This is a genomic window from Pseudomonas sp. R11F (genome assembly GCF_050312575.1).
GTDB lineage: Bacteria > Pseudomonadota > Gammaproteobacteria > Pseudomonadales > Pseudomonadaceae > Aquipseudomonas > Aquipseudomonas palleroniana.
This window is the reverse complement of the sequence record NZ_JBNPJU010000046.1, coordinates 321,817-333,944: the sequence shown is the minus strand read 5'-3', so window position 1 is coordinate 333,944 and position 12,128 is coordinate 321,817. Positions and strand designations below refer to the sequence as shown.

Below are 12,128 nucleotides of genomic sequence, written 5' to 3'. Positions count from 1 at the left end.
CACATCCGAGCTTTCTTCATGGCGTTGCCGACCCTACGCATCATCGGTTTCATCATCGGCATCTTCCTGATCACCCTTGCGATCGCCATGGTCGTCCCGATGGCGACCCTGGTGATCTTCGAACGCACCAGCGACCTGCCCTCGTTCCTGTGGGCCAGCCTGATCACATTTCTCGCGGGCCTGGCCCTGGTCATCCCTGGCCGCCCCGAACACGTCCACCTGCGCCCTCGGGACATGTACCTGCTGACGGTCAGCAGCTGGCTGGTGGTGTGCATCTTCGCCGCGTTGCCGTTTCTGCTGACCCAGCACATCAGCTACACCGACTCGTTTTTTGAAAGCATGTCCGGCATCACCGCCACCGGTTCCACCGTGCTGAGCGGCCTGGACAGCATGTCCCCAGGCATATTGATGTGGCGCTCGCTGCTGCACTGGCTGGGCGGCATCGGCTTTATCGGCATGGCGGTGGCGATTCTGCCGCTGCTGCGCATTGGTGGCATGCGCCTGTTCCAGACCGAATCCTCTGACCGCTCGGAGAAGGTCATGCCGCGCTCGCACATGGTGGCGCGGCTCATCGTGGCCACTTACGTCGGGATCACCATCCTCGGCAGCCTGGCGTTCTGGTGGGCGGGAATGGGCTTGTTCGACGCGATCAACCATGCGATGTCGGCGATTTCGACCGGTGGCTTCTCCACCTCCGACGAATCCCTGGCGCACTGGAAACAACCGGCGGTGCACTGGGTTGCCGTGGCGGTAATGATCCTCGGCAGCTTGCCGTTCACCCTGTACGTGGCCACCTTGCGTGGCAACCGGCGAGCGCTGATCAAGGACCAGCAGGTGCAGGGCTTGCTGGCGTTGCTGGTCGTGACATGGCTGGTGCTGGGTACCTGGTATTGGTGGACCACCGATTTACATTGGTTGGATGCACTGCGCCATGTGGCGGTGAACGTCACCTCGGTGGTCACCACCACCGGCTTTGCGTTGGGGGACTACAGCATCTGGGGCAACTTCTCACTGATGTTGTTCTTCTACCTGGGTTTTATCGGCGGCTGCTCGGGCTCCACGGCCGGCGGGATCAAGATCTTCCGTTTCCAGGTCGCCTACATCCTGCTCAAGGCCAACTTGAACCAACTGATTCACCCGCGGGCGGTGATCAAGCAGAAGTACAACGGCCATCGCCTCGACGAAGAAATCGTGCGTTCGATTCTGACGTTCTCGTTTTTCTTCGCCATCACCATCTGTGCCATCGCCCTGGCCCTGTCGCTGCTGGGCCTGGACTGGATGACCGCATTGACCGGCGCGGCGAGCACGGTATCGGGCGTCGGCCCGGGCCTGGGTGAAACCATCGGCCCGGCCGGCAACTTCGCCAGCCTGCCCGATGCGGCCAAGTGGATCCTGTCGTTCGGCATGCTGCTGGGACGGCTGGAGATTATTACGGTGTTTGTATTGTGTATCCCGGCGTTCTGGCGTCACTGACCTGCGACCTCTGTAGCAGACGCATACGATATTCGCCGGGCGTGGCGTCAAACCAGCGCCGGAATGCGCGAAAGAAATTGCTCGGGTCGGCAAACCCCAGCAGGTAGGCAATTTCCAACAGGGTCATGCTGGGCTGCGCCAGGTATTGCTCGGCCAGTTCACGACGGGTGTCGTCGAGCAACGTCTGGAAACTGGTGCCCTCCTCCTGCAGGCGGCGCTGCAAGGTGCGTTGCGAAAGATGCAGAGTCTGGGCCACCGCTTCACGCTTGGGCTCGCCCTGGGGCAACAGGCGGCACAGCACCTGGCGGGCATTATGGGTCACGCGGCTCTCGGAAAACCGCGCCAGGTACTCACCGGCAAACCGATCGTGCAGCAGCGCCATCGCCTCGTTGGCCGTGGGCAACGGTGCATCCATATCGGCACGCTCGAAAATCAGCGCGTCGTAGGGTGCATTGAACTCCAAGGGCGCATGAAACGCTTGCTTGTAGGGCGCCAGGTCCACTGGCTGGTCGCCTTGCAACATGACTTTACGCGGTTGCAGGGTGCGTCCACTCAACCAGCCGCACAGCGCCAACGCACAGGCCAACGAGGCTTCGGCGCTCTGCCGGGTGGGCGGCAGATGATCACCGTGCACGGTCAGAATCAGTGCATAACCTTCGGACAACAGCCGAAAGCTCAGGTCGGCGCTTTCGGCGATGATGCGCTGGTAACGCACCAGGCGCATGAAGCCTTCAGCCAGCGTGTTGCTGGACATCAGCGCATAACCGGCCACATGAAACGACGCCGGGCGCACCACCTTGCCCATATTCAGGCCGATGGCCGGGTTGCCCGACAACTCCACGGCCCGCTGCCAGAGGCGGGTCATGGAGTCTTGCGTAAAGCGTGCATCAGGGTCACTGAGAGCGCTGTAATCCAGGCCCAACTGCTTGAATAACGCACGGCAATCCAGGCCGTCCATTTCCAATGCCTTGACTATACCCATCGCCCAGCTTGCAGAAGTGGTTCGTTCACTCATGGCGTCGTCTTCTAGAAAGCAGGCTTATCCGGCAACCAGCAAGCCAAGGATACTAAAGTGGCATCTATTGTCACTGGCTGTTACCACTGATCACTCTAGACTCAAATAAGCTACCCACCGAACATCTGCCGAGCGGCATCACCGTCAAAGGCCCGACCAGCATGGAAAACGTCAAGCAATTCAACAGCTTTGCCGAGTTTTACCCTTACTACCTGCGCGAGCACGGCAACAGCACCTGCCGTCGCCTGCATTTTATCGGCACCACCCTGGTGATCGGCATTCTGGCCTATGCCATCGGGCGCGGCTCGCTGGGCCTGCTGCTGGCCTTGCCCGTCGCCGGCTACAGCTTTGCGTGGATCGGCCACTTCTTCTTCGAAAAGAACCGCCCGGCAACCTTCCAACACCCGTTTTACAGCCTGTTGGGCGACTTCGTCATGTACCGCGACATGATTCTGGGCAAGGTGCCGTTCTGACCACGCGACCGTCTGGACGATGAAAGTTCATGCATCCAACGACATTAAAATCTTTTTGTCATTTTCAGTGCTGTATCCTGCCAAGGCTTTTTGAGAGCGCGCAATTACCTGCGATTGAAAACAGACCTTGCGAGGAGCGACCCACATGCACGAGATCCCTAATCTCCCCTTCCCAAGCCTGCACCCGACTGAGCAGCCAACACCGCAGCAGGCCGGCAACAAACAGCCTGAGACCCAACAAGCAAAACCAGCCGACAGCAAACGCCAAGGCTGAAGCCGTACCAGACCGTATGGAAAGCGCAACGTTGAAGCGCTTTCCACACGGCCTGCATCACCCGAGATACCCGCTATGACCGATACCCTCCCTGCTTCCCCCGACGCCGCCGTACTCGACGCTGCCTTGCAGATGGTCGAAGTCTGGAACCGCCTCAGCCCCGAAAAACAAGCCGTGCTGCTCAAGCGTTTCGGCACCCAGGAAAACGCCTTGGCGGCCTTGGTGACCACGCAGTTACTGGCGCCCGCTAAATTCTGATGGGGGCTTGATCCAGCCTTTTTGAGATTAGCCGCCCTGCCCGCCCCCAGCGACAGGTATCATTAGCAGCCTATCTTTACCTGCTGCGACAGTGGATCCCTCTCATGCCAGATACCCAGCGCCCCATGGCGGTCACGCTGCAAGTCGTTTCCATCGTGCTGTTCACCTTTATCGGTTACCTGAATATCGGCATCCCCCTGGCCGTGTTGCCGGGCTATGTGCATAGTCAGTTGGGCTATGGCGCGGTCATCGCTGGTTTGGTGATCAGCGTGCAATACCTGGCCACCCTGTTGAGCCGCCCGTACGCCGGCAAGATCATCGACAACCTGGGCAGCAAGCGCGCCGTGCTGATCGGCCTGGTCGGCTGCGGGCTGAGCGGCGTGTTCATGTTGCTGGCCGCCTGGTTCTCCAGCCTGCCGGCCGTGAGCCTGGGCAGCCTGCTGATCGGCCGACTGGTGCTGGGCAGCGCGGAAAGCCTGGTCGGGTCGGGTGCGATCGGCTGGGGCATCGGCCGGGTCGGCGCCGCGAATACGGCCAAGGTCATTTCATGGAATGGCATCGCCAGTTACGGCGCGCTGGCCGTCGGCGCGCCGCTGGGGGTGTTGCTGGTCAGCCAGTTCGGGCTGTGGAGCATGGGTGTCAGCATCGTCTTGCTGGCGGTGCTGGGCGTGCTGCTGGCCTGGAACAAGGAAGCCGCACCGATCGTGGCCGGTGTGCGCCTGCCGTTCATGAATGTGCTGGGCCGCGTGCTGCCCCACGGCTGCGCATTGGCGCTGGGCTCGATCGGCTTTGGCACCATCGCCACCTTTATCACCCTGTATTACACCACCCAGCACTGGGATAACGCGGTGTGGGCCTTGAGCCTGTTCGGCGCCAGCTTTATCGGCGCGCGCCTGCTGTTCGGTAACCTGATCAACCGTATCGGTGGTTTTCGCGTGGCGATTGCCTGCCTGTCGGTGGAGGTCCTCGGCCTGCTGTTGCTGTGGCTCGCACCGAATGCCCACCTGGCCCTGGCGGGAGCGGCGTTGAGCGGCTTCGGCTTTTCCCTGGTGTTTCCGGCGTTGGGTGTGGAGGCTGTCAACCTGGTGCCCGCGTCCAGCCGCGGTGCGGCGGTGGGGGCTTATTCGCTGTTTATCGACTTGTCGCTGGGCATCACCGGCCCGCTCGCCGGGGCGGTGGCATCAGGCTTCGGCTTTGCATCGATCTTCCTGTTCGCCGCCCTCGCAGCCGCAGGTGGCTTGCTGCTGAGTGTGTACCTGTACCGCCAGGCGCCCAAGGCTCGCGAGACACGGGACGCCTAGAAGTCGACCTTGCCGCGCCCGGCCTTGATACTGCCGCGCTTGGTCTTGGATTCCAGCCTGCGCTTCTTGGAGCCCAGCGTAGGCTTGGTCGGACGGCGCTTCTTCTCGACCTTGGCGGCGCTGAGAATCAGCTCCACCAGACGCTCCAGCGCATCCGCGCGGTTCTGTTCCTGAGTCCGGTATTGCTGGGCCTTGAGCACCAGTACACCTTCGTTGGTGATGCGGCTGTCACGCAGCGCCAGCAAGCGCTCCTTGTAAAACTCCGGCAAGGACGAGGCCGGAATATCAAAGCGCAGGTGCACCGCGCTCGACACCTTGTTGACGTTCTGCCCGCCGGCGCCTTGGGCGCGAATGGCAGTCAGCTCGATCTCGGCGTCGGGCAGGTGGACGGTGTTGGAAACCTTCAGCATTGCATTCTCATGATTGCGAAAACTCTCGATCGCCATAAACCCTGTTTGATCATTTGGGTTCAGGCGTTCTTTGATTGTCTCAGTATTTCACTCCACAACGTGTTTTTTCAGGCAAAACGGGAAAGCCGCCCGAACAATTGGCCTGGCGCTTAAACTCTGTTTTGATGTCGACAGCGCCAGACACAGGCGGGCCGTTGGCATCCAAGGAAAACTGGGACGCAAGGAGCATCAATGTGACGCTCCGTGCGAATCAATCAGGGAGACGTATGATCAACATTCGTGAAGCAACTAAAGCCGACCTCGACGCGCTACGGGAAGTCGGCTGTGCGACCTACCGAGAGCATTTTTCAAGCATCTGGTCGCCTGCCGGCATGCAGGACTTTCTCAATCAAGACTTCTCACCGAGCGCACTCGGCCAATCACTCGAATCCGGCGCGAGTCATTTGTGGCTTATTGCCTCAGACGACAGCGGTAAGGTCGTAGGCTTTTCCAAAGTCAACTGGTCAACACCTGCGCCGTTGACTGGCGAGGTGGGCGCAGAACTGCAAAAAATCTACTTCCTCCAATCCGAAGCAGGACGAGGGTATGGGAAACAGCTGCTGAGCTTCATTTGCAACCGAGCGATAGAACGCGGCGCGCGTTTGCTCTGGCTCGACGTACTCAAGACCAACTCGAATGCGCGCCGCTTCTATGAAGGTTCCGGTTTCCAGGAAATCGGTGAAATCCCTTTCAAAACCGATCTGGCTGAAATCGGCATGGTTGTCATGTGCCGTCGTCTGACAAGTCCCACGGTCAGCCTGGGCTAACGCGCTGATTGTCAGTTACCCCCTTAAACAACAAACCCGGCACATGGCCGGGTTTGCTTGATCACACCTTGCGCTTACTTCGCCACGGACACCGATACTGTCGCGTCCAGCGCCTGCTGCGCTCTGCGTTTGTGCTTGAGGGCGTAGCACGCCGCCATGAACGCCACCCATACCGGGATCGCATACACCGACACCTGGATGCCGGGAGTCAGCAACATGATCACCAGGATAAACGCCACGAACGCCAGGCAGAGGTAGTTGCCGTACGGGTACCACAGCGCCTTGAACAATGGCACCTGGCCGGTGCGGTTCATGTGCTGGCGGAACTTGAAGTGGGAGTAGCTGATCATCGCCCAGTTGATCACCAAGGTGGCCACTACCAGGGACATCAGCAGTTCCAGCGCATGTTGCGGGATCAGGTAGTTCATCAGTACCGCCACCAGGGTGATCGCCGATGAAGCGAGGATCGAACGCACCGGCACGCCGCGCTTGTCGATCTTTGCCAAAGCCCGTGGCGCATCGCCCTGCTCGGCCATGCCCAGCAGCATGCGGCTGTTGCAGTAGGTGCCGCTGTTGTACACCGACAGCGCTGCGGTCAACACCACGAAGTTGAGGATGTGCGCGGCGGTATTGCTGCCCAGCATCGAGAAGACTTGCACGAATGGGCTGCCGCTGTAGGCATCGCCGGAAGCATTGAGGGTTGCCAGCAGGCTGTCCCAGGGCGTCAGCGACAACAGCACCACCAAGGCACCGATGTAGAAAATCAGGATGCGATAGATCACCTGGTTGATCGCCTTGGGGATCACCGTGCGTGGTTTGTCGGCTTCGGCGGCGGTAAAGCCGAGCATTTCCAGGCCGCCGAACGAGAACATGATGATCGCCATGGCCATCACCAGGCCGCTCACGCCGCTGGGGAAAAAGCCACCGTGATCCCACAGGTTGCTGACCGAGGCTTGCGGGCCGCCGTTGCCGCTGACCAGCAGGTAGCTGCCCAGGGCGATCATGCCGACAATGGCCACGACCTTGATGATGGCGAACCAGAACTCCGCTTCACCAAAGACTTTGACGTTCGCCAGGTTGATCAGGTTGATCAGCACGAAAAACACCGCCGCCGAGACCCAGGTCGGGATCTCCGGCCACCAGTAGTGCACGTATTTGCCGACGGCGGTCAGCTCCGACATGCCCACCAGAATGTACAGAATCCAGCAGTTCCAGCCCGACAGGAAGCCGGCGAAACCGCCCCAGTACTTGTGGGCGAAGTGGCTGAAGGAGCCGGCAACCGGCTCTTCGACGATCATTTCGCCGAGCTGGCGCATGATCATGAAGGCGATGAAGCCACAGATGGCATAACCCAGGATCATCGACGGGCCGGCGGACTTGAGCACCCCGGCCGAGCCCAGGAACAGGCCGGTGCCGATGGCGCCCCCGAGGGCGATCAACTGGATATGCCGATTTTTCAGGCCGCGTTTCAGCTCGCCTGAAGAGGAATGGGGTCCACTCATGAAAAGGGTCTCACGCAAGGTTTGATGATGTTGAATGCACGTTGCTGTCTTGAATCTCGACTCAAGCAGCGCCGCTCAAACCCCAGCGCAGGCACCAGGAGTACAGCGTCTTTCTAACGGTCATGCGTCACCTGTTTGTTTTTATCTGTGACGAAATCGAACCCGACCGGCTCGTGGCCGGGCGGAGTGATCAGGGGTGATAACCCTGAGGTCTTGGCCTTTGGCGTGGGTACGCAAGGGAGTCACAGTAAAACGCGGCGCATTGTACACCGCTCGACAGCTTGAGGCCGACCTCTGCAAGCGACCGCGACAATCTGTCAGAGATTCCTTACGGCCAGCCCATGCCCCCCAATACCCGGCACAACCTGTAAATATGTCGTTACAACCCGTAAAACCAGCGTTACAGGCAGCTCAATCTGTCATCTAACGGAAAATTGTCGGTAGGAAAAACCTGATCAATCGGTTCAGCCAGCCTGCTGTTTTTTCAGAAAAAAAATCAACGCCAAAAAAACAGAACAAAAAATTCAAATGAGACCGTGTCAATAAATTTTTTGCATTCTGAAACGCTCTCGCCTAGGTTCTTGAACTTGCCCAGCGAAGCCCGCTGGCATGCCCGTTCTCAAACAACGTCCTCTAGGAGATACACCATGCAAGCACTGGAAAACGACCTGGAAACCGAACTGCAACTCGACGATTGGTTTGAAGCGCCGACCCATGAGGCCGCCGTTGAAATGATGCAAGCCGATGCCGTGGTGCCGTTCGGCACCGCGATGTGGCCTTTCTAAGAAACGGCAGGCATCCGGCAGGTGCTGTGCACGGCACCTGCCCCCCTTACCCAAGGCATCAAAGGACGTACGTCATGGACAAGGCCCGCGCCGTCGAACACTTTCTCTACTACCTCGCTCATCATCCGGCCCTGAACGGCCTGAACCGCCCGACCGTGCTACTCGGCCATACCGACCGCTACGACGCCATCGCCCAGGCAATCATCCAAGGCAGCGCCGCGCGCTTCAACTTCCAGGTACAGCGCCTGGACCTGGCGCCCAGCGAAGCCCTGGCCCAAGCCATCGAGGCCTGTGACCTCTACCTGTTTCTCTACGACTCTTCGACTCTGCCTAACCCACGCGCCGAAGGCCCGGACTTTATCCGCGCCCTGCAAGGCGTGATGGCCGAGCACTGGAAGAAATCCCTGTTGTTCAAGGATTATGGCGACTACTTCTACGACACTTTCAGCGTCGAGCCCCAGCGCATCGCCGACCTCAACGCCACGCTGATCCGGCGCATGTCCGATGCCCGCGTGCTGAGCTTTACCGACAAACACGGCTCACGCCTGGAGGCGCCGCTGAGCAGCATCAAGAAGTGGACCAATATCAACGGCGTGGGCAACCACGACCTGGCCCCCGGCGAAATCGCCACCCACAGCGAGGCCATCAATGGCCAGGTGCGCTTTGTCGGCACCTTCCTCAGCACCATCCCCTTTGCGCGCAAATATGGCGTTCTGCAATCGCCGTTGGAGCTATGGATCGAAAACTCGACCGTTTGCAGCGTGGCCAGTGACGTGCCCGGGCTGGCGGATGACTTCAACAAATACCTGAACGCCAACCCGTCCAACCGTCGTGTGGAGGAGCTGGGAATTGGCACCAATGAAGGGGTCAAGGATTTGTATGCGCGCAACGCCGGCTTCGAAGAGCGCCATTGCGGCTTGCACCTGGGCTTGGGCGGCGGGCAGAAAGGCAGCCATCACCTGGATTTGATCTTCGCCAGCGGGGTGCTGGCGCTGGATGACAAGCCGGTGTTTGACGGCGCCTTCGCCTTCTGAACACCGACTTCAACCTCCACAGAGATCAATTGTGGGAGGGGGCTTGCTCCCGATGGCAGTGGGTCAGTTTATGGAGGTGGTGGCTGGCACACCGCTATCGGGAGCAAGCCCCCTCCCACACTTTTTGACCTGATTCCAAAGCAAAAAAAACGCCATCACTTGGATTGGACGGCGCTTTTGCCTTCTGCACACTGACTTCAACCTCCACAGAGATCAACTGTGGGAGGGGGCTTGCTCCCGATGGCAGTGGGTCTGCTTATGAAGATGGTGCCTGGCGCACCGCTATCGGGAGCAAGCCCTCTCCCACACTTTTTGACCTGATTCCAAGGCAAAAAAAACGCCAACCCCTAGGGTTGGCGTTTTTGTGCAGCACTTACCTTACTGCGGCTTCTTGCGACCAAAACCCGGGCGCTGACCCGAACCGGCCGGTGCGCCACGGCGCTTGCCCGACGGCTCGTCGGCAACCAGTTTAGGGCCGGGGCGCTTGTTCGCCGCCGGCTTGGAAGGACGCTTGGTGTTGGCGCCGTCGGCGGGGCGATCCGCTTCACCACGGTTGCTGCGACCACCGGCCGGAGCCGGACGGGGCGCGCGTGGTGCACGTTCACCTTCCTGACGCGATGGCGCGGTTGGGCGACGCTCGCCTTCGATGTGCGGCTCACGGGAAATACGACCACCGGTTGCCGGCGCATTGAGTGCCGGGCGCAAGGTCCGGGCCACGCGTTCGGTACGGGCCACAGGGCGCGACGATTTACGCTGCATGCGCTCGAGCTTGTCTTTGCTCTTGGCGTTCATCTGTGGCATCGCCACTGGCGTCAGGCCGACTTCGGCACTGAGGATATCGACTTCGTACTGGCTCATTTCGCGCCAGCGCCCCATCGGCAGGTCGGAGTTCAAGAACACCGGGCCGAAACGCACGCGCTTCAGGCGGCTGACCACCAGGCCCTGGGATTCCCACAGGCGACGCACTTCACGGTTACGACCTTCCATCACCACGCAGTGGTACCAGTGGTTGAAACCTTCGCCACCTGGCGCCTGCTTGATGTCGGTGAACTTGGCCGGGCCGTCTTCCAGCACCACGCCCGCCTTGAGACGTTCGATCATCTCGTCATCGACTTCACCGCGTACACGCACCGCGTATTCACGATCCATCTCGTAGGACGGGTGCATCAGGCGGTTGGCCAGCTCACCGTCGGTGGTGAACATCAGCAAACCGGTGGTGTTGATGTCCAGGCGACCGATGTTGATCCAACGGCCTTCCTTCGGCTTGGGCATCTTGTCGAACACGGTCGGACGGCCTTCCGGGTCGTCACGGGTGCAGATCTCGCCATCGGGCTTGTTGTACATGATCACGCGGCGCACCGACTCGGCGGCCTCTTCACGCTTGATGACCTTGCCATCAATGGTGATTGCATCGTGCAGGTCGACGCGCTGGCCGAGAGTGGCCTCGACGCCGTTGACCTTGATGCGCTTCTGGGTGATCCAGGCTTCGACGTCGCGGCGCGAGCCCACGCCGATACGCGCCAGCACCTTTTGCAGTTTTTCGCCTGCTGGGCCGATTTCCTGGCTGTCGTTCTGGTCTTTGTCGTTCATCTTAAGCACCTCCCGGTGGGTCGATTCAGGCGTGGCCTGAAGAGTGTTGAAAGCGGGGCTTTGGCCGAATAGGTCGGCAAAGGGTCGCGAATCATACGCGCATGGCGCGTGTTGCGCACCACAGAGTAGTCGATTAGCGCCAAGTCATTCACTTTTCCGCCGACCGGTGAGGATTGTGGGAGGGGGCTTGCTCCCGATTGCGATGTGTCAGTCTCAATCTCCTTGACTGAGCCACCGCTATCGGGAGCAAGCCCCCTCTCACATAAGGTCCTTGAGTCAGTCTTCGAACTGGCGTCGCTCGGCCTCGATGGCTTCGGCCAGGGCTCGGGCTTCGTCCTCTTCGTCGCTCAGCGGCGGTTGTTCGAGGGCAGCGACGGCGGCCAGGAGCTTTTCCCGGGCCTGGGCAACGCCGAGGATGTCTTCCTCTGACTCTGGCTCTGGTTCTAGCTCTGGCTCAACCTGTTCCTGGGGTTGCGCCTGCACAGTATCCTCGCGCAGCAAATCGTCGAAGTCCGTCTTGATGCCCTGTTCCATGTCGTCCAGTTCCAGCAACAACGTATGGAAACTGGTTTCGTCCTTCGGCTCTTCCGGCTCGGCCGTGGCGTCCGCCAACTCCTGCAGGCCGGGGGGAACCGGGGCATCGTCGAAGTCGAGCACCGGCTCGGCCTCCATCTCGCGCAGTTCGGCCAAGGGCGGCAAGTCGTCGAGATTTTTCAGGTTGAAGTGGTCGAGAAACATCTTGGTGGTCGCGAACATCGCCGGCTTACCGGGTACGTCCCGGTAACCGACGATGCGAATCCACTCGCGCTCAAGCAACGTCTTGACGATATGGCTGTTGACCGCCACGCCCCGCACATCCTCGATCTCGCCCCGCGTGATCGGCTGGCGATAGGCGATCAGCGCCATGGTCTCCAGCATAGCCCGCGAATACCGCTGCGGGCGTTCCTCCCACAAGCGGCCGACCCATGGGGAAAATTTCTCACGGATCTGCAGGCGATAACCCGAAGCCACTTCCAGCAGCTCAAAGGCACGGCCCTCGCAGGACTTGCGCAGAATCTCCAGCGCCTTCTTGAACACCGGCGGCTCGGGGCGCTCGGCTTCTTCAAACAGTTCGAACAGGCGCTCCAGGGATTGCGGCTTGCCCGAGGCCAGGAGAAAAGCTTCCAGCAACGGCGCCAGTTCGCGGGGTTCAGTCAGATTCATCGAT

At 60.2% G+C, this 12,128-nt stretch carries 12 protein-coding genes; 7 read left to right on the top strand and 5 right to left on the bottom strand.

Annotated elements, in window-relative coordinates; translation table 11 throughout:
* Positions 1 to 18 precede the first annotated feature (18 nt).
* On the top strand, positions 19 to 1,473 hold the full coding sequence (locus ACQRBV_RS13845; protein ID WP_060754142.1) for a TrkH family potassium uptake protein: 1,455 nt from the start codon (positions 19 to 21) through the stop codon (positions 1,471 to 1,473).
* On the opposite strand, the gene ACQRBV_RS13840 is transcribed toward ACQRBV_RS13845, so the two are convergent.
* Entirely contained in the window at positions 1,430 to 2,488 is a 1,059-nt protein-coding gene (locus tag ACQRBV_RS13840) for an AraC family transcriptional regulator (RefSeq protein ID WP_411984771.1), read from the bottom strand. The two genes, ACQRBV_RS13845 and ACQRBV_RS13840, sit on opposite strands and share 44 nt — an antisense overlap.
* Before the next feature lie 161 nt (positions 2,489 to 2,649).
* Here ACQRBV_RS13840 and ACQRBV_RS13835 point away from each other — a divergent pair, with 161 nt between their 5' ends.
* The 3 genes from ACQRBV_RS13835 to ACQRBV_RS13825 all read left to right on the top strand — a co-directional run bounded on the left by ACQRBV_RS13835 (position 2,650) and on the right by ACQRBV_RS13825 (position 4,794).
* The gene (locus tag ACQRBV_RS13835; RefSeq protein ID WP_060754144.1) at positions 2,650 to 2,961 is read left to right on the top strand and encodes a DUF962 domain-containing protein; all 312 of its coding nucleotides are present in this window, start codon (positions 2,650 to 2,652) and stop codon (positions 2,959 to 2,961) included.
* A gap of 349 nt (positions 2,962 to 3,310) precedes the next feature.
* Entirely contained in the window at positions 3,311 to 3,493 is a 183-nt protein-coding gene (locus ACQRBV_RS13830) for a hypothetical protein (RefSeq protein ID WP_411984772.1), read from the top strand.
* A 104-nt stretch (positions 3,494 to 3,597) separates the two neighbouring features.
* Positions 3,598 to 4,794, top strand: a complete 1,197-nt coding sequence (locus ACQRBV_RS13825; protein WP_060754146.1) for an MFS transporter — start codon at positions 3,598 to 3,600, stop codon at positions 4,792 to 4,794.
* Here the strand turns inward: ACQRBV_RS13825 and arfB are convergent.
* Positions 4,791 to 5,204 (bottom strand): alternative ribosome rescue aminoacyl-tRNA hydrolase ArfB, encoded by a 414-nt coding sequence (gene arfB, locus ACQRBV_RS13820; RefSeq protein WP_411984773.1) that lies wholly within the window; start codon positions 5,202 to 5,204, stop codon positions 4,791 to 4,793. The genes ACQRBV_RS13825 and arfB overlap by 4 nt on opposite strands.
* 266 nt (positions 5,205 to 5,470) lie before the next feature.
* On the opposite strand from arfB, the gene ACQRBV_RS13815 reads away from it, so the two are divergent.
* On the top strand, positions 5,471 to 6,010 hold the full coding sequence (locus ACQRBV_RS13815; protein ID WP_060754148.1) for a GNAT family N-acetyltransferase: 540 nt from the start codon (positions 5,471 to 5,473) through the stop codon (positions 6,008 to 6,010).
* A gap of 74 nt (positions 6,011 to 6,084) precedes the next feature.
* Here ACQRBV_RS13815 and ACQRBV_RS13810 read toward each other — a convergent pair whose 3' ends face one another.
* Complete coding sequence (locus ACQRBV_RS13810) at positions 6,085 to 7,512, bottom strand: amino acid permease (protein ID WP_411984774.1); 1,428 nt, start codon at positions 7,510 to 7,512, stop codon at positions 6,085 to 6,087.
* A 647-nt stretch (positions 7,513 to 8,159) separates the two neighbouring features.
* Between ACQRBV_RS13810 and ACQRBV_RS13805 the strand changes: the two genes are divergently transcribed.
* Together ACQRBV_RS13805 and ACQRBV_RS13800 are read left to right on the top strand one after the other, a co-directional pair.
* Positions 8,160 to 8,297, top strand: coding sequence for a hypothetical protein (locus tag ACQRBV_RS13805; protein ID WP_003175756.1), 138 nt, complete (start codon positions 8,160 to 8,162; stop codon positions 8,295 to 8,297).
* 74 nt (positions 8,298 to 8,371) lie between these two features.
* Entirely contained in the window at positions 8,372 to 9,331 is a 960-nt protein-coding gene (locus ACQRBV_RS13800) for a hypothetical protein (RefSeq protein ID WP_060754150.1), read from the top strand.
* A 378-nt stretch (positions 9,332 to 9,709) separates the two neighbouring features.
* Here ACQRBV_RS13800 and rluB read toward each other — a convergent pair whose 3' ends face one another.
* Positions 9,710 to 10,921 (bottom strand): 23S rRNA pseudouridine(2605) synthase RluB, encoded by a 1,212-nt coding sequence (rluB, locus tag ACQRBV_RS13795; RefSeq protein ID WP_411984775.1) that lies wholly within the window; start codon positions 10,919 to 10,921, stop codon positions 9,710 to 9,712.
* Between the two features lie 276 nt (positions 10,922 to 11,197).
* Complete coding sequence (gene scpB / locus ACQRBV_RS13790; protein ID WP_244385175.1) at positions 11,198 to 12,124, bottom strand: SMC-Scp complex subunit ScpB; 927 nt, start codon at positions 12,122 to 12,124, stop codon at positions 11,198 to 11,200.
* Positions 12,125 to 12,128 lie beyond the last annotated feature (4 nt).

Excerpts from the sequence above, each read along its gene's own strand:
- ACQRBV_RS13845 (WP_060754142.1), top strand. The coding sequence starts at position 19 with ATGGCGTTGCCGACCCTACGCATCATCGGTTTCATCATCGGCATCTTC.
- ACQRBV_RS13840 (WP_411984771.1), bottom strand. The coding sequence starts at position 2,488 with ATGAGTGAACGAACCACTTCTGCAAGCTGGGCGATGGGTATAGTCAAG.
- ACQRBV_RS13835 (WP_060754144.1), top strand. The coding sequence starts at position 2,650 with ATGGAAAACGTCAAGCAATTCAACAGCTTTGCCGAGTTTTACCCTTAC.
- ACQRBV_RS13830 (WP_411984772.1), top strand. The coding sequence starts at position 3,311 with ATGACCGATACCCTCCCTGCTTCCCCCGACGCCGCCGTACTCGACGCT.
- ACQRBV_RS13825 (WP_060754146.1), top strand. The coding sequence starts at position 3,598 with ATGCCAGATACCCAGCGCCCCATGGCGGTCACGCTGCAAGTCGTTTCC.
- arfB (WP_411984773.1), bottom strand. The coding sequence starts at position 5,204 with ATGCTGAAGGTTTCCAACACCGTCCACCTGCCCGACGCCGAGATCGAG.
- ACQRBV_RS13815 (WP_060754148.1), top strand. The coding sequence starts at position 5,471 with ATGATCAACATTCGTGAAGCAACTAAAGCCGACCTCGACGCGCTACGG.
- ACQRBV_RS13810 (WP_411984774.1), bottom strand. The coding sequence starts at position 7,512 with ATGAGTGGACCCCATTCCTCTTCAGGCGAGCTGAAACGCGGCCTGAAA.
- ACQRBV_RS13805 (WP_003175756.1), top strand. The coding sequence starts at position 8,160 with ATGCAAGCACTGGAAAACGACCTGGAAACCGAACTGCAACTCGACGAT.
- ACQRBV_RS13800 (WP_060754150.1), top strand. The coding sequence starts at position 8,372 with ATGGACAAGGCCCGCGCCGTCGAACACTTTCTCTACTACCTCGCTCAT.
- rluB (WP_411984775.1), bottom strand. The coding sequence starts at position 10,921 with ATGAACGACAAAGACCAGAACGACAGCCAGGAAATCGGCCCAGCAGGC.
- scpB (WP_244385175.1), bottom strand. The coding sequence starts at position 12,124 with ATGAATCTGACTGAACCCCGCGAACTGGCGCCGTTGCTGGAAGCTTTT.